The sequence below is a fragment of the Streptomyces sp. NPDC001941 genome (genome assembly GCF_040296945.1).
Taxonomy (GTDB): Bacteria; Actinomycetota; Actinomycetes; order Streptomycetales; family Streptomycetaceae; genus Streptomyces.
On record NZ_JBEOYE010000011.1, the window covers coordinates 1 to 22,583 of the forward strand.

Below are 22,583 nucleotides of genomic sequence, written 5' to 3' on the forward strand. Positions count from 1 at the left end.
CGCAGGGGACCGACCCGCCCGCGCGCCGTCCGGGTCATCCGCCCGCCCCGCTCCCCCGCGGCGCCACGCGCCGGTGCCGCGCCCCGGGTGCGGGGCGCGGCGGGCGGGTGCGGGAGGTCCGCATCGCGTCGGCGGGCTCAGACCCGCCCGCGGAGCAGGGCGAACAGCTGGGCGGTGCGGTCGCGGCGGACCCGGGCGACGACGGCGAGCAGCACCGCGAAGACGACCGGGGTCAGGGCGTTCTCCCCGTCGAAGACGGTCAGCTGGGTGATCAGCGCGCCGCCCATCAGGCCGATCAGCGCGAGCGCGGAGACGCCGGACAGGACCGGCACCACCAGGGCGATCGCCCCGGCCAGCTCCAGGGAGCCCGTCAGGTACATGAACCAGTCACCGAAGCCGATCTTGTCGAAGGACTCCGCGGCCGACGCGTGCCCCACCAGCTTGGGCCCGGCGCTGGCGACCGCGAAGAACAGGGCGAGCAGGATCTGCAGCGCCCAGACGGCGCGGTGCGCGCGGCGGCCGGGGACGCGGGTGGCGGTGGACGGGGCGGCGGTGGGGACGGTGGCGGTCACGGTGCGCTCCTGGGGTCGGTGCTCCTCGGTGCTTTCAGGGAGGTAGACCGCGGGGGCGTACGGAACTCATCGCCCCCGGCGCGGTGTTCACGACCGGATTCCGCGCGGTCACGACCGGGTTCCGCGCGCGGGCCCCGGCTCAGACCCACTTCGGCACGGCCCTCACCCACGTCCCGTCGTCCGTCAGGTACGCGTCGACGGCGAGGCCCGCCTCGTCGAGGTGCCGCTCGAACTGGGCGACCGTCAGGGGGCGCGACAGGAAGGTCTGCGTCCACTCGGCGTCGGGGAACTCGTACCGCGCGAGCACCGAGTTGACCCCGTCGCCGACCGGTCGCGCCGACACGATCGTCACCGTGCAGCCCGCCGGGTCGTGGCGGACGCGCGGCAGGGCGGTGTGCCAGTCCGCGCCCTCGCGCTGGATCAGCACGCAGCCGTCGTCGGTGACGTGGCGTCGGCAGGTCTCCAGCAGGGCCGCCCTCAGCTCCGCTCCGGCGGTGTGCACCAGGAAGGAGCCGAGCACCACGGCGTCGAACCGCTCGCCCAGGTCGAGCCCCTCGATGGCGCCGCGCACGGTGCGCACTCCCGGCACCCGGGCGCGCACCTTCTCCAGCATCTCCTCCGACTCGTCGACGGCCGTGACCACGAAGCCCCGTTCGGCCAGCGGCCCGGTCACCCGGCCCGCGCCGCAGCCCAGTTCGAGCAGCCGCGCCCCGGCCGGTACGGCGCCCGCCACCACCTGGGGCTCCTCGCCCGCGGTCAGCCGCTCGTAGAGCTCGACCGCGCAGCCGTCCGGGGTGATCGCGCCCGGACCGGTCCCCTGGTGCCCCTCACGCATGCTTCCGCTCTGTCCGCTCATGCCCCGCCCAACGGCGGACGGACGGCGGAACGTTCCCCGCCGGACGGGGGCAACGGGCGGGGGCACCGGACGGGCGCACCGTTGCGGGCCGGGTGCGTCCGGCGGAACCGGGTGCACCGTGGAGGGCCGGGTGCACCATGGAGGGAGGGGGCCGACGACCCCGAGGGGTCCCGCCGCGGGAGGTGAGGGCCGTGCGCACCGGCAGTGAGCCCGTGACCGCGCGCAGTGCGCTGCGGCTGCGGTTCTGGCTGGCCCTGTGGGGGCTGCTGTGGGCCGTCGCGGGCACGGTCGCGTTCGCCCTGGCCGGGCGCACGGGCTGGGCGGTGGCCTGCGGGGTGCTGCTCGTGGTGACGGCCGTGGACCTGTGCGTGGTCGCGCGGCACGTGCGCCGGGGCCCGCACTACCAGCCGGGCCGTGACGTCCCTCCGTACGAACCGGTCGCGCCGGATCCGGTCAGGCGCCGTCCTCGAAGCGGGCCGCCGCCAGGTACTCGGGCTTGGGGTCCAGGGCCGCCGCGAGCCTGAAGTGCTTCTTGGCGCGCTCGGGGTGGTTGAGCCGCTCGAAGGTGCGGGCGAGCGCGAAGTGCGCGAACGCGTTGTCCGGCTCGCGCTCCAGGACGAGCTCGAACTCCAGCTCCGCGGGGCGCAGCTGGGCGGCGGCGAAGAACGCGCGGGCGCGCAGCAGCCGGGCCGCCGTGTTCTCGGGGTGGGCGGCGATCACCGAGTCGAGGAGCTTGACCGCGCCGCGCGGGTCGCGGGCCGCCAGCAGCTGCTCCGCGGCGCGGAAGTCGATGACGTGGGTCTCCGGGTTGCTCTCGGGCACGGTCGCATCCTTCCCCTTGCTCTCGCGCCTCAACACCGGCGCGGCGGCCCGATATTCCCTGGGCGGTACGGGACGGCAGCACGAAGGGGCGGTACGGAGGGACGGCCCGGAGGGGCAGGCAGTACGGAGGGGCGGTACGGGACGGCAGTACGGAGCGGGCCGGCGCGCGGGGAGGGTCCGCGCGCCGGCCCGGTGCGTCGTCAGGCCCGGGCCGCGCGCTCGGTCAGCCGCTCCCAGACCTCGCGCACCTGCGGCTCCAGGGCCTCCAGCGGCCCGTCGTTGTCGATCAGCAGGTCGGCGACGGCCCGGCGCTGCTCGCGGGTGGCCTGGGCCGCCATCCGGGCCCGCGCGTCGGACTCGCTCATGCCGCGCAGCCGCACCAGCCGGTCCAGCTGCGTCTCGGGGGACGCGTCCACCACGACCACCAGGTCGTACACCGGGGCGAGCCCGTTCTCGGTGAGCAGCGGTACGTCGTGCACCACCACGTCGTCCGGTCCCGCGGCAGCCTCCAGCTCGGCCGAGCGGGCCCCCACCAGTGGGTGGACGATGCCGTTGAGCACGGCCAGGCGCCCGGGGTCGGCGAACACGATGGAGCCGAGCTTCGGCCGGTCCAGCGTGCCCTGTCCGGTCAGCACGCCGGGCCCGAAGGCCTCGACGACGGCCGCGAGCCCCGGCGTACCGGGCTCGACCACCTCGCGCGCGATCCGGTCGGAGTCGATCAGCACGGCCCCGTACGAGACGAGCAGCCGTGACACCTCACTCTTGCCGGCGCCGATCCCGCCGGTCAGGCCCACCTTCAGCATGGCCCGAAGCTTAGGGCCTGTCCGCGGACGGGCACGGGGCGGCCCTCAGGCGTCGCCCTCGCGCTCGGCGAGGAAGCGCTCGAACTCGCGGCCGATCTCGTCCGCCGACGGCAGGTCCACCGGCTCGGCGACCAGGCTCTGGCGCGTCTCCGCCCCGGCCATCGCGTCGTACTGGTGCTCCAGGCCCTGGACCAGCGAGACCAGTTCCTCGTCGCCCTCGCCGATCTGGCGCTCGATCTCGGTCTGGGTGCGCTGGGCCTGGGTGCGCAGCGCGTGGGCGACGCCCGGCAGGACCAGGCCGGTGGCGGCGGTGATCGCCTCCAGCGCGGTGAGCGCGGCGTCGGGGTAGGAGGAGCGGGCCACGTAGTGCGGGACGTGCGCGGCGACGCCCAGCACGTCGTGCCCCGCCTCCATCAGGCGGTACTCGACGAGGGACTCGGCGCTCCCCGGGACCTGCGCCTCGTCGAAGGGGCTGGTGTGGCCGGGCATCAGGTCGGTGCGGTTGCCGTGCGGGGTCAGGCCGACGGGGCGGGTGTGCGGGACGCCCATCGGGATGCCGTGGAAGTTGACCGCGAGGCGCACGCCCAGCCGCTCCACGACCTGGCGGACGGCGGCGGCGAAGCGCTCCCACTCCACGTCCGGCTCGGGTCCGGACAGCAGCAGGAACGGCGCGCCGGTGGCGTCCTGGACGAGGCGGACCTCCAGGGCCGGCGTCTCGTACCCCGCCCAGCGGTCGCGGCGGAACGTCAGCAGCGGGCGGCGGGCCCGGTAGTCGACGAGCCGGTCGTGGTCGAAGCGGGCCACCACCTGGTGCGGCAGCGTCTCCAGCAGGTTCGTGACGATCTGGTCGCCGGCCTCCCCCGCGTCGATGTATCCGTCGAAGTGGTAGAGCATGACCAGTCCGGCCGACTCCTGTGCGAGCGCCATGTCGACGACCGCGAGCCCCTTCGGCTCCCATTCGTACAAACCCTGCGGATCAAGCACGATTACCGCTCCTCCTCGTGTTCGTACGCAAGAACGCCGGTCGGGGCGCGGGCATTCCCGTACCGGGCCCTTCTCACCGGCTTCTCAGGAGGTTCTCAGAGGGGGCTCGAGCCGCACTTCAGCGTTCGCGCCCGCCGGACCGCGCCGCTCGCGCGAACCGCCGCCGGGCGTACGGACTTTGGTACGGACCTTGACGCGGCCCCGTCGCCTCCCTACCGTCACTCGGCAGTGCGTTCACATACCCGATCGCTGTCCACGTAAGGGAATTGAACTCCTCAGCGCCACCGACCGCCTCGGCACCACGGCCCCCGGCACCACCGCCCCCTCGGCACCACCGGACCCCACGGAAGGACGCTCCCATGCGCCCCATGCGCTCGTCCCGGCTCGCGCCCGCCCTGCTCACGGCCGCCGCCCTCGCCACCGGGCTGCTCCTCGCCCCTCCCGCACAGGCCGCCACGGTCATCGACGTGACCACGGCCGCCCAGCTGAAGTCCGCGCTGGGCACGGCCCGCCCGGGCGACACGATCCGGCTCGCCGACGGCACGTACACCGGGAACTTCAAGGCGACCACCCCCGGCACCGCCGCCGCCCGGATCACCCTCACCGGCTCCGCGCGGGCGGTGCTCACGGCGGGCGGCGGCTACGGGCTGCACCTCAACGGCGCCTCCTACTGGACCGTCCAGGGCGTCACGGTCACCGGCGGCCAGAAGGGGATCATGACCGACGCGGCCGACGGCGTGGTGATCGACTCGGTCACCGTGCACGGCCTGGACATGGAGGGCGTCCACTTCCGCAACTCCAGCCGCAACGGCATCATCCGTAACTCCCGGATCTACGACACGGGGAACGACGGCCGGGGCATGGGCGAGGGCGTGTACGTGGGCTCGGCGGGCGGCACCAGCGACCGCAGCGACAACGCGCAGGTCCTGAACAACACCATCGGCCCGGACGTCGGCGGCGAGAGCGTCGACATCAAGGAGGGCACCACCGGCGCCAGGATCGTCGGCAACACCTTCGACGGGCGCGGCCTGACGGGCGCCAACTTCGACGACTCCTGGGTGGACGTGAAGGGCAACGACGTCCTGGTGGAGGGCAACACCGGCACGAACACCACGAACAACGGCTTCGAGACGCACGGCGTGCAGAGCGGCTGGGGCTGCGGCACGGTCTTCCGCGCCAACAAGTCCGACCTGCGCGGCGCGACCGGGGACAAGCAGCTGGCGGTGAACGTGACGAACCAGAGCGCGAGTTGCCGCACCACGGTCTACGCGTCCAACACGGTCACCGGCGGCCGGGGCCTGACCAACGTCCCCGTCACACCCTGACACCCAGGCCCCGCCCGGGGCCCGGACCGCGTACGACGAAGGCCCGCTCCCCCCGAGGGGAGCGGGCCTTGTCTCAGCCGTTCAGCGACTGGAGGTCAGAGCGTCAGCTCTGGCCGCCGGCCAGCTTCTCGCGCAGGGCGGCGAGGGCCTCGTCCGACGCCAGGGCGCCGGAGTTGTCGTCCGACTCCGAGGAGTACGAACCGCCCGAGACGCCCGCCGGGGCGCCGGCCGGAGCGGCGGTGCCACCCTCGGCAGCGGCGGCCTCGTCGGCCTCGCGGGACTTGATGACCTGGGCCTGGTGCTGCTCGAAGCGCGACTGCGCCTCGGCGTACTGACCCTCCCACGCCTCGCGCTGGGTCTCGTAGCCCTCGAGCCAGTCGTTGGTCTCGGGGTCGAAGCCCTCGGGGTAGATGTAGTTGCCCTGGTCGTCGTAGGACGCGGCCATGCCGTACAGGGTCGGGTCGAACTCGACCGACGCCGGGTCGGCACCGAAGGACTCGTTGGCCTGCTTCAGGGACAGCGAGATCCGGCGACGCTCGAGGTCGATGTCGATGACCTTGACGAAGATCTCGTCGTTGACCTGGACGACCTGCTCCGGGATCTCCACGTGGCGCTCGGCCAGCTCGGAGATGTGGACCAGACCCTCGATGCCCTCGTCCACGCGGACGAACGCACCGAACGGAACCAGCTTCGTGACCTTGCCGGGGACGACCTGGCCGATCTGGTGCGTGCGGGCGAACTGCTGCCACGGGTCTTCCTGGGTCGCCTTCAGCGACAGGGAGACGCGCTCGCGGTCCATGTCCACGTCGAGGACCTCGACGGTGACTTCCTGACCGACCTCGACGACCTCGGACGGGTGGTCGATGTGCTTCCAGGACAGCTCGGAGACGTGCACGAGACCGTCGACGCCACCCAGGTCCACGAAGGCACCGAAGTTGACGATCGAGGAGACGACGCCGGAGCGGACCTGACCCTTCTGCAGGGTGGTGAGGAACGTCTGGCGAACCTCGGACTGGGTCTGCTCGAGCCAGGCGCGGCGGGACAGGACCACGTTGTTGCGGTTCTTGTCCAGCTCGATGATCTTCGCCTCGAGCTCCTTGCCCACGTAGGGCTGGAGGTCGCGGACACGGCGCATCTCGACGAGGGAGGCCGGCAGGAAGCCACGGAGGCCGATGTCGAGGATGAGACCACCCTTGACAACCTCGATGACGGTGCCGGTGACGATGCCGTCCTCTTCCTTGATCTTCTCGATGGTGCCCCAGGCACGCTCGTACTGGGCGCGCTTCTTCGAGAGGATCAGGCGGCCTTCCTTGTCCTCCTTCTGAAGGACCAGGGCCTCGATCTCGTCGCCGACCTTGACGACCTCGTTCGGGTCGACGTCGTGCTTGATCGAGAGCTCGCGGCTCGGGATGACACCTTCGGTCTTGTAACCGATGTCGAGCAGGACCTCGTCCCGGTCGACCTTCACGATGACGCCGTCGACGATGTCGCCGTCGTTGAAGTACTTGATCGTCTCGTCGATCGCGGCGAGGAAGGCTTCCTCGTTACCGATGTCGTTGACCGCAACCTGCGGAGTGGTGGCGGTGGTCTCGGTGCTGCTCGTCATGTGGGAAAGGGCTCCGGTACGGACATTGAAGTCGTAGGTACTGCTACGCCGTGAGCCCGTATCGCCTCTGCAGAAGCCGGACAGCCAAGGAAGCGCCGATCCGGGGAGTCCGGTGGCGCCTCGAGAACCGAGGGGACATACAACAGATGCTCGCGCGCCTGCTCGGTCTGAGGTGCGCAGGCTCGCAGCGCAACCTTTAGCATACGGGGACGGCCGGACACGGTCAATGCGCGAAGGCGCACACCCGGGGCGGATCGCCTCATACCCGGCACAACTCGTGTCGGACAAGGCCGGGATGGCCCCGCAGGACTCCCCGGTCACGCCCGCGCCGTCACTGAGCGCAAACTACATCCATGGGCGAGATCAACCAAGAGTACGGCGCAGGGGAAGACGGGCCCGGCGGGGCTTTCGAGCCGGAGGCGACGCGGCGTGACGCCGGGGACGCGGAGAGCAGCCGCGCCAGCCGGTCCTGGTGGGACGGCAACGCCGACGAGTACCAGGACGAGCACGGGGCCTTCCTGGGCGACGACCGGTTCGTGTGGGGCCCCGAGGGGCTCGACGAGGCCGACGCGGGACTGCTGGGGGAGGTGGCGGGCCTGGACGTCCTGGAGATCGGGGCCGGGGCCGCGCAGTGCTCGCGCTGGCTGGCCGGGCGGGGCGCCCGCCCGGTGGCCCTCGACCTCTCGCACCGCCAGCTCCAGCACGCCCTGCGGATCGGCGAGGAGGTGGGGGCGGTGGCGCTGGTGGAGGCGGACGCCGGGGCGCTGCCGTTCGCCGACGGCTCCTTCGACCTGGCGTGCTCGGCGTACGGGGCGGTGCCCTTCGTCGCCGACCCGGTGAAGGTGTTCCGCGAGGTGCGCCGGGTGCTGCGGCCCGGCGGGCGGTGGGTGTTCTCGGTGAGCCACCCGATCCGCTGGGCGTTCCCCGACGAGCCGGGCCCGGAGGGGCTCAGCGTGTCCGCCTCCTACTTCGACCGCACCCCGTACGTGGAACAGGACGAGAGCGGCGAGGCCGTGTACGTCGAGCACCACCGCACCCTGGGCGACCGGGTGCGGGACGTCGTCGCGGGCGGCTTCCGCCTGGTGGACCTGGTGGAGCCGGAGTGGCCGTCCTGGAACGCCCAGGAGTGGGGCGGCTGGTCCCCGCTGCGCGGCAACCTGATCCCGGGCACCGCGATCTTCGTGTGCGAGCGCGCGTGAGCACGCGCGCGCGGGGACCACTGGAACGGACGGGACGGAGGGTGACCCGGTGAGGGACGTGCGCCCCGAGGGCCTTGCGCTGCCGGTGCGCGAGGCGCTGCCCGCCCTGGAGGCGGCGCTGGACGGGCACGGCGCGGCCGTGCTGTGCGCGCCGCCGGGCACCGGCAAGACGACGCTGGTGCCGCTGGCCCTCGCCGCGCGCGGCGCCCGGGTCGTGGTGGCCGAGCCGCGCCGGATCGCGGCGCGCGCGGCGGCCCGGCGGATGGCGTGGCTGCTGGGCGAGGAACCCGGCGGCCGGGTCGGCTACACGGTGCGTGGCGAGCGCGTGGTCGGCCCGGACACCGTGGTCGAGGTGGTCACCACCGGGGTGCTGCTGCAACGCCTCCAGCGCGACCAGGAGTTGGCGGGGGCCGACGTGGTGGTGCTCGACGAGTGCCATGAGCGGCACCTGGACGCGGACACGGTCGCGGCCTTCGTGCTCGACGTGCGGGCGGCGCTGCGGCCGGAGTTGAAGCTGGTGGCCGCGTCGGCGACGACGGACGCGGAGGGCTGGGCCCGGCTGCTCGGCGGCGCCCCGGTGGTCGAGGCGCACGGGACGGCGCACCCGGTGGAGGTGGTGTGGGCGCCGCCCGCCCGCCCGGTGCGCCCGCCGCACGGCATGCGGGTGGACCCGGCGCTGCTCACCCACGTGGCGTCGGTGGTGCGCAGGGCGCTGGCCGAGCGCGAGGGCGACGTGCTGTGCTTCCTGCCGGGCGTGGGCGAGATCGCGCGCGTGGCGGGGCAGCTGGGCGACCTGGGCGGGGTGGAGGTGCTCCAGGTGCACGGCCGGGCCCCGGCCGCGCAGCAGGACGCGGTCCTCTCCCCCGGGACCCGGCGCCGGGTGGTGCTCGCCACGGCGGTGGCGGAGTCCTCGCTGACCGTTCCGGGCGTACGGGTGGTGGTGGACGCGGGCCTGGCGCGCGAGCCGCGCGTGGACCACGCCCGGGGCCTGAGCGCCCTGACGACCGTACGGGCGTCCCGCGCGGCGTCCCGCCAGCGCGCGGGCCGGGCCGGGCGCGAGGCCCCCGGCGCGGTGTACCGCTGCTGGGAGCAGGCCGAGGACGCCCGGCTGCCGCGCTTCCCGGCGCCGGAGATCCAGCTGGCCGACCTGACGGCGTTCGCGCTCCAGGCGGCCTGCTGGGGCGACCCGGACGCGGCGGGCCTGGCGCTGCTCGACGCTCCCCCGGCCGGGGCGATGGCCGCCGCGCGCGAGGTCCTCGCCGCGGTGGGCGCCGTCGACGAGCGGGGGCGCGCGACCGACCGGGGCGTACGGATGTCACGGCTCGGGGTGCACCCGCGGCTGGCCCGGGCGCTGCTCGACGGGGCGCCCCGGGTGGGCGCGGGCCGGGCCGCGGAGGTGGTGGCGCTGCTGAGCGAGGAGCCGCCGCGCGAGTACGGCGACGACCTGGCGGCGGCCTGGCGGACGGCCCGGCGGGGCGGCGACGCCTACGCGGCCCGCTGGCGGGCGGAGGCCCGGCGCCTGGAGCGGGGCCTGGGGGGCCGGAAGTCGGCCACCACTCCCCCGGGCGGGGGCGACGACGCCGCCGCCGGCCTGGTGGCGGCGCTGGCCTTCCCCGAACGGGTGGCCGCCGCGCAGGGCGAGGGGCAGTACCTCATGGTGTCCGGGACCCGGGCCGAGCTGGGCGGGCAGTCGCGGCTGCGGAGCGCGCCCTGGCTGGCCGTCGCGGTCGCCGACCGTCCGGCGCACTCCGCGTCGGCCCGGGTGCGGCTGGCGGCGGTGCTGGACGAGGACGCCGTGAAGGTGGCCGCCGCGCACCTGCGGCGGACCGTGGCGGAGGTCGCCTGGGACGGCGAGGTGGTCGCCCGCGAGGTGGACCGGTTCGGGGCCGTGCCGTGGACGGTGCGGCCGCTGAAGGACCCCGACCCCGCCCTCGTACGACAGGCCCTGCTGGACGGACTGCGGGCCTCGGGGCTCGGGCTGCTGCGCTGGTCGGACGACGCGCGGGCGCTGCGGGCCCGGCTCGCCTTCCTGCACCGGCGCGTGGGCGGGGCCTGGCCGGACGTGTCGGACGCGGCGCTGCTGGAGCGGGCCGGGGACTGGCTGGAGCCAGAGCTGTCGCGGGCCCGGCGCGGGGGCGACCTGGGCCGGCTGGACGCGGGGCAGGCGCTGCGGCGGCTGCTGCCGTGGGCGACGGGTGAGGCGGCGCGCCTGGACGAGCTGGCGCCGGAGCGCCTCCAGGTCCCGAGCGGCTCGCGGGTGCGCGTCGACTACGGCGGCGAACAGCCCGTACTGGCGGTGAAGTTGCAGGAGCTGTTCGGCCTGGCCGAGACGCCCCGGGTGGCGGGAGTGCCGGTGCTGGTGCACCTGCTGTCGCCCGCGGGGCGGCCCGCGGCGGTGACCGCGGACCTGGCATCGTTCTGGCGCGACGGCTACCGCGCGGTGCGGGCGGAGCTGCGCGGGCGCTATCCGAAGCACCCGTGGCCGGAGGACCCGGTGGGGGCGGAGGCGACCCGACTGACCAATGCGCGGCTGCGGGAGCGGGGCTGACGGATTTCAGATGACACCCGACAGACGACACCGGACAGCTGACAGCTGACAGCTGACACCGGACAGCTGACAGATTTCAGATGACGGCTGACGGCTGACGGCTGACGGCTGACGGCTGACGGCGGGCCGATGACCGATGACGGCTGACCGATGACCGCCATCAGCCGTCGACCAGGAAGATCACAAAAGGTCACACCGCGGCCGGTGTCGGTTCCGGGACCGGGCGTGGGGGGTCCTGGGGGCGGCGGGAGCGGGCTTCGAGCCAGAGCGCGAGGGCCAGCAGGAGCACGGCGAGGACGGCGAACGTCCACGGCAGGTAGGAGACCATCAGCAGCACCTGCAGCCGCTGCGACTTCACCAGGTCGACGGTGTGCTGGAGGTAGTCCTCGCGGATCTTCACGTGCCCGGCGAAGACCGTCATGGTGTCCTGCGGCAGCCCCATCTTCGAGGCGTTGCGCAGCTCCTCCTTGTGGATCTCCTCGCCGTTGACCGGCGCCCCGGTGACGGGGTCGACCCAGTACATGCGCTTGGTGGTGTACCAGCGCTCCATGCCGCTCTTGGCGATGACGTCCGGGGTGACGCCCGGGATGGGCATCGTCTTGGGCATCGGGACCTTGGTCCAGGGGATGGTCTGCTCGAAGTAGTAGACCTCCAGGCCGCGGAAGGTGCGGGTGCCCTCGTAGTGGATGGGGGCGGTGGTGCGGGCCTGGGCGTCGAAGTACTGGTAGTCCCGCTTTTCGACCAGGAACGGCCACTTGAACTCGATGCCGCCGCGCCGCACCGGGTCGCCGTCGACCATCTCGCCGGTGGCGTGCACCGGGTCCTGGGTGTGGGCGTCGAAGATGTAGCGCTCGGGCAGCCGGGAGACCATGCGGCCCTTGTCGTCGACGATGTAGGCGAGGGCGTCCCAGACGACGACGTCGCGGCCCGCGGTGCGCTCGATCCTGCGGGACTCCTCCACGTTGCCCTTGAGGGTCTGCACGACGGTGACCTTGGGGACCTGCTTGACCTTCATGTTGTCGTTGTAGTCGAGCAGAGTGGCCGGCTTCGCCTCAAGGACCATGTCCTGGTACTGGCTGGGCGGCACCTTGGCCAGGCGCGGGAAGGCGTACCAGCGCAGCATCGGGGCCATGGCGGCGAAGAAGACGGCGAAGGCGAGCAGGACGAGGCTGGCTTTGCGGCGCACGGCGCGGCCTTTCTGGTTCCCCGGGCCCGCGGGTCTACTTGCCGGGGCCCGCGGGCACGGTGGTCAGCAGCGGCTTGGGCGAGGTCTGGCCCTCGGGCGCCACGTCCACCACGGCGAGCAGCAGCATGATCAGCAGGACCGGGGCGAGCCCCAGTGCGGCGGCGATCAGGGCGCGCATGTCGGCCTCCCCGTACGGGATCTGATGTGGCGTCAGGTCGGGGCACCGTAGCAACGCGGGCGCGAGATGAGAACACCGCGGCGGGAAAAGCGAAGGCGCCCCTCCGCGTCTGCGGAGGGGCGCCTTCGGAGTGCTCGGCCGGCTCAGGCGGCCGGGGAGCCGCTGGCGCTCGGGGACGCGCTCGGGGAGGAGGTCGGCCCCGGGGTGGCCGCCGGGGCGGTCACCTTCAGCTCGATGGTGAGCACCGCGCCACCGGTGGTGGTCAGGCGCAGCAGGAACGTGCCGGTCTCGCCGTCCGCGTAGATCTTCGGCAGCTTGAGCAGGCCGTTGGCGTCCGTCTTCAGGCCGTCCAGGGTGCGGACCGGGTTGCCCTTGTCGTCCTTGAAGTAGGGGCCCTTGTCGTTGGCCTTCGGCTCCGCGTCGGCGCCGGCCGCGCCGTCCGCCTTGGCCTCGGCGGCCGTGACGAAGGTCGCGGTGGCGGCGACCCCGGACGCCACGGCGCCCTTGAGGGTGGCCTTGACCTCGACGGCGTCGGCGAACTCGGCGTTCGCCACGGCGGTCAGGGCCTTGGAGTCGGTACGGGCCAGCAGGTCGGCCTGGCGCGGCGAGACGGTCGCGGTGACGCCGAGGCCGGGCACGGCGGCCTTGCCGACGACGGAGGCGCGCACGGTGAAGAAGCCGGTCTTCTCGCCCGCCTTCAGCGCCGGGGCGCTCGCGGCGCCGTCGGCTCCGGTGGTCACGGTGGCGCTGGTCGCGCCGCCGGCGAAGCGGCTGTCGGTGTCGCCGACGATCTCGAACTTGACCTGGACCTTCGCCACCGGCTTGCCCTTGGCGTCCAGGGCGACGGCCTTGGCGCGCCCGGCGAAGTCGCCGCCCGCGGTGGCGGTGAGCTTCTGGCCCGCGTCCTTGAGCCGGTCGACCTGCTGGGCCGGCGTGGGCTTGGGCGTGGGGGGCTTGGTCGGCGGCGTGGGGGGCTTGGTGGGCGGCGGCGTCGGCCGGGGCGACGGGGGCTTCGGGGTCGGCGTGGGCACCGGGGTCGGCGTCGGGAGCGTCACCGGGTTGTCGCTGCGGCCGCCCGGCTGCACGCCGCTGCCGTCCGGGACCTGGTGGGTGCCCTGGCGGTAGTAGTCGAACCACTGCATGACCGTGCGCAGGTACTCGCCGGAGTGGTTGTAGCTCAGGATGGCGCGGTCGACGTCGGACTGGACGCTGAGGTTGCGGTTGCCCGCGCACAGGTACTCGGCCGCGGCCTGGGCGGCGTCGTAGATGTTGTTCGGGTCGCGGCGGCCGTCGCCGTTGGCGTCGCGGCCCCAGGTCTCCCAGGTGGAGGGGATGAACTGCATCGGGCCGACGGCCCGGTCGTGCGTGGTGTCCCCGTCGTAGGCGCCGCCGTCGGTGTCCGAGATGTTGGCGAAGCCCGAGCCGTTGAGGACGGGGCCGAGGATCGGGGTGGTCGTGGTGCCGTCCGCGCTGACCGCGCCGCCGTTGGCCTGCCCGGACTCGACCTTGCCGATGCCCGCGAGGAGCTGCCAGGGGAGGTTGCAGCCGGGGTCGTTGGTCCGCTGGGTCGCCTCGGCGCGCTGGTAGGCGGCGAGGACGGTCGCGGGTATGCCGGCTTCGGCGGGGCCGGTGACGACGGGGGCCGCGGGGGTGGGGTCGGGCTTGTTCGGCGAGTTCAGCGGCGGGAGGTCCGTGTAGTACGGGGAGTTGCCGGTGGCCGAGCCAGGCTGCGGGGTGGCGGAGTCGGACGCCGCCTGGTCGCTGCCGCCGGCCGCGCCGGGTATCGGCGGGGTGGCCCCGGGTGCCTGGGAGGCGGAGAGTGCGGCCACGGCCGCGGCGGCGACGGTGGCCGTCGTCGCTCCTCTGCGCAGTCGGCGGCCGAATTGCGCTGCCATGTGTGTGGTCCCTCCCCGTCGGCGGCGAACGCGCTCCCCCGCGCGTGACTCATGAGACCCTACGTCACCGCCCGGCGCCGGGACACCGGCCTCTGCCCGATATCCGCGCTTTCACGTTTTCGTCACCTCTCGGTGCCCCGTCATTCGGACACCGCGCACCGGTCGGACGGTGCCGCGGACGGGGTGCGGACCGGGTGCGCGCCGCCCCGGGCGCCGGTGTCGCGCACCGGCGCCCGGGGCGGGCCCGCAGGCGGGGGCGGGTGCGCGGGGCGACGTGCCGTCAGGGGCGCGGTGGCCGGTCCGCGCCGCCGCGGAATGACCGGTTCTGGAGGGTGGTGCTCGGTTCCGGGGCCGCCGTGCGGGCCCGGGCCGGGGAGTCGGGGTCCCTGGGCAGGCCCTCGGTCTCCGGTTCCGGGGCGCGCTCGGGGGCGGGGGCCGCCGGGTCCTCGTAGGGACCGCTGCCGTCGGGGCTCGTGTCGATGGCGGCGCCGGGCTGGAGGTCGCGGCCGGTGGCGCGGCTGTCGCCCAGGGCCCGGTGCACGGCGCGGGCGATCCGCTCCAGGGTGTCGACGCCGTACTTCATGGACGGGTTGTCGTGGCTGAGCAGCGCCATGGAGTAGCGGGACCGGCCGCCGGTGAACGTGCCGACGCTGTGCACCCGCCAGCCGTGCGTGGACCGCGCGAGCCAGCCGTTCTTCAGGTGCGTGGTGACCCCGCGGGGCGCGCCCGCGGACACGCCCCAGGACTGGCCGCGCAGGGTCTCGCTCATCAGCCGCATCGCGTACGGGCGGCGGGCCGCGGCGGAGAGGATCTTCAGCTGGTCGCGGGCGGTGGTGCGGGTCAGGCCCCAGTAGCGGCTGTAGCCGAGGATCGTGTCGTTCGCCCCGGCCAGGCTGAGGACGGTGCGGAAGCGGTCGCGGGACATGTTCCACCACAGCGCGGAGGCCGCCTCGTTGTCCGAGCGGGTGATCATCGCCTTGAGGAGCTTCTTCTCGTACGGGGTGGGTTCGCGCCGGTCCTGCTGGGCGCGCCGCAGCGCCGCTTCCATGATGAGGATCTTGGCGGTGCTGGCCGCGTCGTAGTAGCGGTCGTCGGCGATGCGGCAGCGCAGGCCCCTGCGGGGGTCGTGGACGGCGACGGAGACCGTGGACCGGCGGCCCCTGAGGGCGGCGGCGAGCTCCTGGGACAGCCGCTTGGCCAGGGCCGGGTCGCCCTTGGCGGTGCACGCGGCGGGGGCCTTGGCGGGCGCGTCGTCGGCCCGGGCGGTGGCGGCGGGGGCGGCGAGCAGGGCTCCGGTGGTGGCCCAGACGGCCCAGCCGCGCGGCCGGGGGCTGCGCGTGAACGTTGGCATGCGTCCCAGTCTGGGGAGCGCGGCGCACGCGGCACCCAGGCGTGGGCCACCTGGCGCAAGCACGGCCGGGTGCGGGGCGCCGGGTGCGGACCCGTAAGGCCGGGGCGGGACGCCACGCCCGTGCGGCGTCCGGTGCCGGGGTACTGGGTGCGGACGCGTACGGCCGGGTCCGCGCCCCGGGACCGTACGACGTCTCCTGTCGTACGGTCCCGGGGGTGCGGGCCCGGCCGGGGGTGGGCGTCAGTGGGCGGCGGACTCCCAGTCGGCGCCGGTGCCCACCGAGACGTCCAGCGGGGCGCGCAGCCGGACCGCCGCGCCCATCTCGCGGCGCACCAGTGCCTCGACGCGCTCGCGCTCGGCCTCGATGACCTCCAGGACGATTTCGTCGTGCACCTGGAGCAGCATCCGGGAGGCCAGGCCCTCCTCGGTGAGCGCCTTGTCGACCCGCAGCATGGCGACCTTGACGATGTCGGCGGCGGTGCCCTGGATCGGGGCGTTGAGCGCCATCCGCTCGGCCATCTCGCGGCGCTGGCGGTTGTCGCTGTTGAGGTCGGGCAGGTAGCGGCGGCGGCCGAACATGGTCTCCGTGTACCCGGTGGCCCTGGCCTCGTCGACGACCCGGCGCAGGTAGTCGCGCACTCCGCCGAAGCGCTCGAAGTAGGTGTCCATCAGGGCGCGCGCCTCGCCCGCCTCGATGCCGAGCTGCTGGGAGAGGCCGAACGCGGACAGGCCGTACGCCAGGCCGTAGGACATGGCCTTGATCTTGCGCCGCATCTCGGCGTCGACGGCCGTCTTCTCCACGCCGAAGACCTGCGAGGCGACGGTGGTGTGCAGGTCCTCGCCGGAGGTGAACGCCTCGATGAGGCCCTCGTCCTCGGACAGGTGGGCCATCACGCGCAGTTCGATCTGGCTGTAGTCGGCCGTCATCAGCGCGTCGAAGCCCTCGCCGACGACGAAGCCGCGGCGGATGGCCCGGCCCTCGTCGGTGCGCACCGGGATGTTCTGCAGGTTGGGGTCGGTGGAGGAGAGCCGGCCGGTGGCGGCGACCGTCTGGTTGAAGGTGGTGTGGATGCGGCCGTCGGAGGCGACCGTCTTGATCAGGCCCTCGACGGTGACGCGCAGCTTGGCCTGCTCGCGGTGGCGCAGCATGATGACCGGCAGCTCGTGGTCGGTCTGCCCGGCCAGCCAGGCCAGCGCGTCGGCGTCCGTGGTGTACCCGGTCTTGGTCTTCTTGGTCTTGGGCAGGTCCAGCTCGCCGAAGAAGACCTCCTGGAGCTGCTTGGGCGAGCCGAGGTTGAACTCGTGGCCCACCGAGTCGTGGGCCTCCTTCACCGCCTGCTGGACGGCGCCGGCGAACTGCTGCTCCATGCCCTGGAGGTGCTCGCGGTCGGCGGCGATGCCGAACCGCTCCATGCGGGCGAGCAGCGCGGAGGTGGGCAGCTCCATGTCGTGCAGCAGCTCGGCGGCGCCGACCTCGGTGAGGCGCTCGGCGAACGCGTCGCCCAGGTCCAGCACGGCGCGGGCCTGCGTCATCAGGGCGTCGGCCTCGGCGGTGTCGTCGGCGCCGAAGGCGAGCTGGCCGTCGGCCTGGGCGGCCGGGGCGAGCTCGCGGCCCAGGTACTCCACGGACAGCGCGTCCAGCGCGAAGGAGCGGCGGCCGGGCTTGACCAGGTAGGCGGCGAGCGCGGTGTCCATGGTGACGCCGTCGACGCTCCAGCCGTGCTCGGGGAAGACCCGCATGGCGCCCTTGGCGTTGTGCAGGACCTTGGGGCGGGCCGGGTCGGCGATCCAGGCGGCGAAGGCCTGCTCGTCCGCCTCGTCGAGCCGGGTGGGGTCGAACCAGGCGGCGGCGCCGTCGGCGGCGGCCAGGGCGACCTCGCTGACGGTGCCCGTGCCCAGCGCCCAGCTGTCGACGGTGGCCACGCCCAGCGGCGCGCCGCCGTGCTCGGCCAGCCAGGGGGCCAGCTCGCCGGAGCCGAGGACCGTGCCGTCGACCTCGACGCCCGCGGCGGGGGCGGCGGCCTCCTCCTCGGCGGCGCCCGGGTCCACGGCGAGCAGCCGCTCGCGCAGCGACGGGTTGCGGATCTCCAGGGTGTCCAGGACCAGGGCGACGGCCTGGCGGTCGTACGGCGCGCGCTCCAGCTGCTCCACGCCCTTGGCCAGCTCCACGTCGCGGACCATCTCGGTCAGGCGGCGGTTGAGCTTGACGGCCTCCAGGTGGTCCCGGAAGTTCTGCCCGGCCTTGCCCTTGACCTCCTCGGCACGCTCGACCAGCTCGGCGAACGAACCGAACTGGTTGATCCACTTCGCGGCGGTCTTCTCGCCGACGCCCGGGATGCCCGGCAGGTTGTCGGACGGGTCGCCGCGCAGCGCGGCGAAGTCGGGGTACTGCTGCGGGGAGAGCCCGTACTTCTCCTCGACCTTCTCGGGCGTGAAGCGGGTGAGCTCCGAGACGCCCTTGGTCGGGTACAGCACGGTGGTGTGCTCGGTGACCAGCTGGAAGGAGTCGCGGTCGCCGGTGACGATGAGGACCTCGAAGCCCGCCGCCTCGGCCTGGGTGGCCAGGGTGGCGATGACGTCGTCGGCCTCGAAGCCGTCGACGGCGAAGCGGTCGACGCTCATCGCGTCGAGCAGCTCGCCGATCAGCTCGACCTGCCCCTTGAACTCGTCGGGGGTCTTGGAGCGGTTCGCCTTGTACTCCGGGAACTCGCCGGAGCGCCAGGTCTTGCGCGAGACGTCGAACGCCACCGCGAGGTGCGTGGGCGCCTCGTCGCGCAGCGTGTTCGCCAGCATCGACGCGAAGCCGTACACGGCGTTGGTCGGCTGGCCGGTCGCGGTGGTGAAGTTCTCCGCGGGCAGCGCGAAGAACGCCCGGTACGCCAGGGAGTGCCCGTCCATGAGGAGCAGGCGCGGACGGTTCTCTTGGGTCTTCTGGGTCTTCTTCGATGCTGTCTCGGCCACGGGGACGATCCTGCCACGGCCCACTGACATCGCCGTCCACACCGGGCGCGGCCGGGCCCCTCTGGGCCGTTGTCGGTGACGCGTGACAGGATCGTACGTACTGATATACGTACCCGCCCGCGTCCAGCGCACGGACGGTCGCTCAAGGGAGAGCGCGATGGCCACGAAGCCGCCCAGTGGGGACCCGGTCCAGGACGCGCCGCAGGTGGGGGCGGTCCAGCACGCCGCCGCGGGCCTGCCGGCCGTCGCCCACACCCTGAAGGTGGCGACGGAGCAGATGGGCGCGGTGCGCACCGCGCGGACCCTGCTGAAGGTCAACCAGAAGGACGGGTTCGACTGCCCGGGCTGCGCGTGGCCGGAGGGCGACAAGCGGCACGTGGCGGAGTTCTGCGAGAACGGGGCGAAGGCGGTCGCCGAGGAGGCGACGCTGCGCCGGGTGACCCCGGAGTTCTTCGCCGCGCACCCGGTGGCGGACCTGGCGGGGCGCAGCGGCTACTGGCTGGGCCAGCAGGGCCGGATCACCCGGCCGGTGTACCTGGAGGAGGGCGCCGAGCGGTACGTGCCGGTGACCTGGGAGCGGGCGTTCGAGATCATGGCGCGGGAGCTGCGCGCCCTGGACTCGCCGGACGAGGCGCTCTTCTACACCTCGGGGCGCACCAGCAACGAGGCGGCGTTCCTGCTGCAGCTGTTCGCCCGGGAGTACGGCACGAACAACCTGCCGGACTGCTCCAACATGTGCCACGAGTCGTCCGGCTCGGCGCTGACGGAGACCATCGGCATCGGCAAGGGCAGCGTCTCGCTGGAGGACCTGCACCAGGCGGACCTGATCATCGTGGCCGGGCAGAACCCGGGCACCAACCATCCGCGGATGCTGTCGGCGCTGGAGAAGGCCAAGGCCGCAGGGGCGCGGATCATCTCGGTGAACCCGCTGCCCGAGGCGGGCCTGGAGCGGTTCAAGAACCCGCAGACCGCGAAGGGCATGCTGCGCGGCGCGGCGCTGAACGACCTGTTCCTGCAGATCCGCATCGGCGGCGACCAGGCCCTGTTCCGGCTGCTGAACAAGCTGGTCCTGGAGGCGGACGGCGCCGTCGACGAGGAGTTCGTGCGCGAGCACACCCACGGCTTCGAGGAGTTCGCCGCCGCGGCGCGCGCCGCGGACTGGGACGAGACGCTCCGGGCCACCGGCCTCGGCCGCGCCGAGATAGAGCGGGCGCTGGCCATGGTGCTGGCGTCGAAGCGCACGGTGGTGTGCTGGGCGATGGGCCTGACCCAGCACAAGCACGCGGTGCCGACGATCCGCGAGGTGGTCAACTTCCTGCTGCTGCGCGGCAACATCGGGCGCCCGGGCGCGGGCGTGTGCCCGGTGCGCGGGCACTCCAACGTGCAGGGCGACCGCACGATGGGCATCTTCGAGCGGCCCGCGCCGGCCTTCTTGGACGCCCTGGAGAAGGAGTTCGGCTTCGCGCCGCCGCGCCACCACGGCTACGACGTGGTGCGCTCCATCCGGGCGCTGCGCGACGGTGAGGCGAAGGTGTTCTTCGCGATGGGCGGCAACTTCGTCGCCGCGACGCCCGACACCGACGTCACGGAGGCGGCGATGCGCCGCGCCCGGCTGACGGTGCACGTGTCGACCAAGCTGAACCGCTCGCACGTGGTCACCGGCACGCGCGCGCTGATCCTGCCGACGCTCGGCCGCACCGACAAGGACGTGCAGCGCGCGGGCCGGCAGTTCGTGACGGTCGAGGACTCCATGGGCATGGTGCACGCCTCGCGCGGCAACCTGGCGCCCGCGAGCCCGCACCTGCTGTCGGAGCCGGCCATCGTGGCCCGGCTGGCGCGCGCGGTGCTGGGCGAGGGGTCGGCCACGCCCTGGGAGGAGTTCGAGCGGGACTACGCCGCGATCCGCGACCGCATCGCGCGCGTGGTGCCCGGCTTCGAGGACTTCAACGCGCGCGTGGCGCAGCCGGGCGGCTTCCGGCTGCCGCACGCGCCGCGCGACGAGCGGCGCTTCCCGACCGCCACCGGCAAGGCCAACTTCACCGCCGCCCCGGTGGAGTACCCGGAGGTGCCCGAGGGGCGGCTGCTGCTGCAGACGCTGCGCTCGCACGACCAGTACAACACCACGATCTACGGCCTGGACGACCGCTACCGGGGCATCAAGGGCGGGCGCCGGGTGGTCCTGGTGCACCCCTCGGACGCGGCGGCGCTCGGTCTCGCGGACGGCGACTACGCGGACCTGGTGGGCGAGTGGAGCGACGGCGTGGAGCGGCGCGCGCCGGGCTTCCGGGTGGTGCACTACCCGACGACCCGGGGCTGCGCGGCCGCGTACTACCCGGAGACCAACGTGCTGGTCCCGCTGGACGCCACCGCGGACACCAGCAACACCCCCGCGAGCAAGTCCGTGATCGTGCGTCTGGAACAATCGCGCCCGGCCTAAGCGTTCGCTCAGGCAGCGGTACGGACCACGGGCGGCGACGCGCGCCCGCGGTCCGGCGGCACGACACGGCGCGACCACACGCACGAACGAAACGGAGCCGGGCCCATGGGCGAGCAGAGCACGCCGAAGTTCCCGCAGGAAGTCATCGACGAGTACGCGGCGCTCGGCGTCGACCTGCCCGCCCTCTTCTCCGCCGGGCACCTCGGCGACCGCATGGGCGTGCAGATCGTGGAGGCCTCGGCCGAGCGCGTGGTGGGCACCATGCCGGTCGAGGGCAACACCCAGCCGTACGGACTGCTGCACGGCGGCGCCTCCGCGGTCCTCGCCGAGACCCTCGGCTCGGTGGGCTCCATGCTGCACGGCGGCGCCGGCAAGCTCGCCGTCGGCGTGGACCTGAACTGCACCCACCACCGCAGCGCCCGCAGCGGCCTGGTGACCGGCGTGGCCACCCCCGTGCACCGCGGGCGCTCCACCGCCACCTACGAGATCGTCATCACCGACGAACAGGACAAGCGGGTCTGCACCGCCCGGCTGACCTGCCTGCTGCGCGAGGCCGCCGGCCTCGACGGCTGACCCGGCCCCGGCACGCCCCGCGCCCCCGCCCGCACCACGTGGCCGGGGGCGCGCCCGTGCCCGGCCCCGGCGCGGCACCGAACTCCCGGGGTCCGCACGGCTGTTGCCCGGCGCCCGGGGGGCGACCTAGCGTGGCGGCATGGGGGAAGTGCCGCGCCACCGTGCCCGTACGACACCGCGCACCGCCGCGGCGGCCGCCGCCCTGGCCTGCCTGGCCGCCGCACTCACCGGGTGCTCCGGCGGCGCGGCCGAGGGCGGCGGGGCGTCCGCGTCGCCGCGCGCCTCCACCCCGGCCGACATCTGCACCAGCCTGGTCTCGTACTGGGCGAGGGAGGCGCTCACCGGCGGGAAGTGGGCCGGGATCGACTGGGAGCAGAAGGGCCTGTCCAACGGCCAGCTGGTCATCCACGACCGGGTCCTCGCCGCCGCCCGGGCCGAGGAGAAGGCGCACGGCAGGGACGCCGCGCTGAAGCTGATCGACCGCGAGACCCGGCGGGCGTGCCGGGATCAGAACGGCGCCACCTGGAGCACCGACAACTGGAAGCCGCCGAGCCCCCGGCCGAACGACACCGGACCCGCCACGTCCCCGGGCAGCACGCCCGCACCCGGCGGCACGCCCGCACCCGCCACGTCCCCGGGCACCACGCACGGCCCCGCCACCTCCCCCGGCGGCACGCCCGAGCCCGTCGCGTCATGAGCATCGGCCCCGTCGAGCCGCACCGGGGCCCGCCGGGCGCTCGGGAGGGCACGACCGTCGAGGTCAGCGGCCCCAACCGGCGCGGCCGCCACGGGCGTTGGCGCGAGCCCCTGGGCGTCGCGGCCGTCGCCGCGGCCCTTGTCCTGGGCCCGCTCCTGCTGTACGACTTGCTGCCGGACCCCGATCCGCCGCCCTACCCCGGCCCGCTGACCCACCTCGTCTACGACGGCCCGGACGGCCCGCCCGACCCGGCGGCGCGCACCTTCGCCCTGCGGATCACGATCACCGTCGACGCGGGCCCGCCGGTCACCCTGGAGTCCATCGCCCAGCCCCACCGCGCCCTCGAAACGGGCGTCCGGCCGGGCACGCCGTTCACTGTCCGCGCCCACCGGCACCGCTCAGCGGTACTCACTGTCCGCATACGCACCTGCTCCGACCTGCCCAAGCGATTCGAACAGGCTTCCCTGGACGTAACACTGCGTAACAAAGGCGCAATGTTGATCCAGGCGTACTCCCTCGGCGACCGCTACGACGCCGACCTCTCCCGCGCCGTGCGCGCGCTCTGCCCGACGCCGTGACGGCGCACCCCT

Annotated in this window: 19 protein-coding genes; 8 read left to right on the forward strand and 11 right to left on the reverse strand. The window is 73.9% G+C overall.

Translation table 11 applies throughout. The features are described from left to right. Window positions 1-137 precede the first annotated feature (137 nt). Both ABT160_RS11125 and ABT160_RS11130 read right to left on the reverse strand, forming a co-directional pair. Window positions 138-572, reverse strand: coding sequence for a DoxX family protein (locus tag ABT160_RS11125; protein ID WP_351646298.1), 435 nt, complete (start codon window positions 570-572; stop codon window positions 138-140). Window positions 573-711: 139 nt separating this feature from the next. Then, window positions 712-1,407, reverse strand: a complete 696-nt coding sequence (locus ABT160_RS11130; RefSeq protein WP_351646300.1) for a class I SAM-dependent methyltransferase — start codon at window positions 1,405-1,407, stop codon at window positions 712-714. 158 nt (window positions 1,408-1,565) lie between these two features. Here ABT160_RS11130 and ABT160_RS11135 point away from each other — a divergent pair, with 158 nt between their 5' ends. Continuing rightward, window positions 1,566-1,952, forward strand: coding sequence for a DUF6343 family protein (locus tag ABT160_RS11135; RefSeq protein WP_502984200.1), 387 nt, complete (start codon window positions 1,566-1,568; stop codon window positions 1,950-1,952). Here ABT160_RS11135 and ABT160_RS11140 read toward each other — a convergent pair. The 3 genes from ABT160_RS11140 to ABT160_RS11150 all read right to left on the reverse strand — a co-directional run bounded on the left by ABT160_RS11140 (window position 1,882) and on the right by ABT160_RS11150 (window position 4,037). Further along, window positions 1,882-2,250, reverse strand: a complete 369-nt coding sequence (locus ABT160_RS11140) for a tetratricopeptide repeat protein (protein WP_351646304.1) — start codon at window positions 2,248-2,250, stop codon at window positions 1,882-1,884. The two genes, ABT160_RS11135 and ABT160_RS11140, sit on opposite strands and share 71 nt — an antisense overlap. A gap of 200 nt (window positions 2,251-2,450) precedes the next feature. Further along, entirely contained in the window at window positions 2,451-3,053 is a 603-nt protein-coding gene (gene coaE, locus ABT160_RS11145; RefSeq protein WP_351646306.1) for a dephospho-CoA kinase, read from the reverse strand. Window positions 3,054-3,098: 45 nt separating this feature from the next. Next, entirely contained in the window at window positions 3,099-4,037 is a 939-nt protein-coding gene (locus ABT160_RS11150) for a PAC2 family protein (protein ID WP_351646308.1), read from the reverse strand. Between the two features lie 368 nt (window positions 4,038-4,405). On the opposite strand from ABT160_RS11150, the gene ABT160_RS11155 reads away from it, so the two are divergent. Then, on the forward strand, window positions 4,406-5,362 hold the full coding sequence (locus ABT160_RS11155; RefSeq protein WP_351646505.1) for a right-handed parallel beta-helix repeat-containing protein: 957 nt from the start codon (window positions 4,406-4,408) through the stop codon (window positions 5,360-5,362). Between the two features lie 103 nt (window positions 5,363-5,465). Here the strand turns inward: ABT160_RS11155 and rpsA are convergent, their stop codons facing one another. After that, window positions 5,466-6,968: a 30S ribosomal protein S1 gene (gene rpsA, locus ABT160_RS11160; RefSeq protein ID WP_351646310.1), complete on the reverse strand. Its 1,503-nt coding sequence runs from the start codon at window positions 6,966-6,968 to the stop codon at window positions 5,466-5,468. Between the two features lie 353 nt (window positions 6,969-7,321). Here rpsA and ABT160_RS11165 point away from each other — a divergent pair, with 353 nt between their 5' ends. Both ABT160_RS11165 and hrpB read left to right on the forward strand, forming a co-directional pair. After that, the gene (locus ABT160_RS11165; RefSeq protein ID WP_351646311.1) at window positions 7,322-8,167 is read left to right on the forward strand and encodes a class I SAM-dependent methyltransferase; all 846 of its coding nucleotides are present in this window, start codon (window positions 7,322-7,324) and stop codon (window positions 8,165-8,167) included. Between the two features lie 49 nt (window positions 8,168-8,216). Then, window positions 8,217-10,715 carry an ATP-dependent helicase HrpB gene (hrpB, locus tag ABT160_RS11170; protein WP_502984201.1) on the forward strand — a complete coding sequence of 833 codons (2,499 nt, stop codon included), beginning with the start codon at window positions 8,217-8,219 and terminating at the stop codon, window positions 10,713-10,715. Window positions 10,716-10,905: 190 nt separating this feature from the next. On the opposite strand, the gene pgfA is transcribed toward hrpB, so the two are convergent. From pgfA to polA, 5 genes are all read right to left on the reverse strand, one after another. Next, window positions 10,906-11,901, reverse strand: coding sequence for a cell envelope lipid trafficking protein PgfA (gene pgfA, locus ABT160_RS11175; protein WP_351646313.1), 996 nt, complete (start codon window positions 11,899-11,901; stop codon window positions 10,906-10,908). A 34-nt stretch (window positions 11,902-11,935) separates the two neighbouring features. Next, window positions 11,936-12,079, reverse strand: coding sequence for an SPW_0924 family protein (locus tag ABT160_RS11180; RefSeq protein ID WP_351646315.1), 144 nt, complete (start codon window positions 12,077-12,079; stop codon window positions 11,936-11,938). 143 nt (window positions 12,080-12,222) lie between these two features. Beyond that, a complete protein-coding gene (locus ABT160_RS11185) occupies window positions 12,223-13,974 on the reverse strand; it encodes a lytic transglycosylase domain-containing protein (protein WP_351646317.1) in 1,752 nt (583 codons plus the stop codon). A gap of 280 nt (window positions 13,975-14,254) precedes the next feature. Next, window positions 14,255-15,325 carry a serine hydrolase gene (locus ABT160_RS11190; protein ID WP_351646319.1) on the reverse strand — a complete coding sequence of 357 codons (1,071 nt, stop codon included), beginning with the start codon at window positions 15,323-15,325 and terminating at the stop codon, window positions 14,255-14,257. 240 nt (window positions 15,326-15,565) lie between these two features. Beyond that, on the reverse strand, window positions 15,566-18,286 hold the full coding sequence (gene polA, locus ABT160_RS11195; protein ID WP_351646321.1) for a DNA polymerase I: 2,721 nt from the start codon (window positions 18,284-18,286) through the stop codon (window positions 15,566-15,568). A 157-nt stretch (window positions 18,287-18,443) separates the two neighbouring features. Between polA and ABT160_RS11200 the strand changes: the two genes are divergently transcribed. The 4 genes from ABT160_RS11200 (at window position 18,444) to ABT160_RS11215 (ending at window position 22,571) form a co-directional block, all read left to right on the forward strand. Beyond that, window positions 18,444-20,723 carry an FdhF/YdeP family oxidoreductase gene (locus ABT160_RS11200; protein WP_351646322.1) on the forward strand — a complete coding sequence of 760 codons (2,280 nt, stop codon included), beginning with the start codon at window positions 18,444-18,446 and terminating at the stop codon, window positions 20,721-20,723. 105 nt (window positions 20,724-20,828) lie between these two features. Further along, complete coding sequence (locus ABT160_RS11205) at window positions 20,829-21,296, forward strand: PaaI family thioesterase (protein ID WP_351646324.1); 468 nt, start codon at window positions 20,829-20,831, stop codon at window positions 21,294-21,296. Between the two features lie 139 nt (window positions 21,297-21,435). After that, window positions 21,436-21,993 (forward strand): hypothetical protein, encoded by a 558-nt coding sequence (locus ABT160_RS11210; protein ID WP_351646326.1) that lies wholly within the window; start codon window positions 21,436-21,438, stop codon window positions 21,991-21,993. Next, window positions 21,990-22,571: a hypothetical protein gene (locus ABT160_RS11215; protein WP_351646328.1), complete on the forward strand. Its 582-nt coding sequence runs from the start codon at window positions 21,990-21,992 to the stop codon at window positions 22,569-22,571. The genes ABT160_RS11210 and ABT160_RS11215 overlap by 4 nt, the downstream gene beginning before the upstream one ends. Window positions 22,572-22,583 lie beyond the last annotated feature (12 nt).

Excerpts from the sequence above, each read along its gene's own strand:
- ABT160_RS11205 (WP_351646324.1), top strand. The coding sequence starts at position 20,829 with ATGGGCGAGCAGAGCACGCCGAAGTTCCCGCAGGAAGTCATCGACGAG.
- ABT160_RS11210 (WP_351646326.1), top strand. The coding sequence starts at position 21,436 with ATGGGGGAAGTGCCGCGCCACCGTGCCCGTACGACACCGCGCACCGCC.
- ABT160_RS11130 (WP_351646300.1), bottom strand. The coding sequence starts at position 1,407 with ATGCGTGAGGGGCACCAGGGGACCGGTCCGGGCGCGATCACCCCGGAC.
- coaE (WP_351646306.1), bottom strand. The coding sequence starts at position 3,053 with ATGCTGAAGGTGGGCCTGACCGGCGGGATCGGCGCCGGCAAGAGTGAG.
- ABT160_RS11165 (WP_351646311.1), top strand. The coding sequence starts at position 7,322 with ATGGGCGAGATCAACCAAGAGTACGGCGCAGGGGAAGACGGGCCCGGC.
- ABT160_RS11180 (WP_351646315.1), bottom strand. The coding sequence starts at position 12,079 with ATGCGCGCCCTGATCGCCGCCGCACTGGGGCTCGCCCCGGTCCTGCTG.
- ABT160_RS11135 (WP_502984200.1), top strand. The coding sequence starts at position 1,566 with ATGGAGGGAGGGGGCCGACGACCCCGAGGGGTCCCGCCGCGGGAGGTG.
- rpsA (WP_351646310.1), bottom strand. The coding sequence starts at position 6,968 with ATGACGAGCAGCACCGAGACCACCGCCACCACTCCGCAGGTTGCGGTC.
- ABT160_RS11215 (WP_351646328.1), top strand. The coding sequence starts at position 21,990 with ATGAGCATCGGCCCCGTCGAGCCGCACCGGGGCCCGCCGGGCGCTCGG.
- ABT160_RS11155 (WP_351646505.1), top strand. The coding sequence starts at position 4,406 with ATGCGCTCGTCCCGGCTCGCGCCCGCCCTGCTCACGGCCGCCGCCCTC.
- ABT160_RS11190 (WP_351646319.1), bottom strand. The coding sequence starts at position 15,325 with ATGCCAACGTTCACGCGCAGCCCCCGGCCGCGCGGCTGGGCCGTCTGG.
- ABT160_RS11185 (WP_351646317.1), bottom strand. The coding sequence starts at position 13,974 with ATGGCAGCGCAATTCGGCCGCCGACTGCGCAGAGGAGCGACGACGGCC.
- ABT160_RS11200 (WP_351646322.1), top strand. The coding sequence starts at position 18,444 with ATGGCCACGAAGCCGCCCAGTGGGGACCCGGTCCAGGACGCGCCGCAG.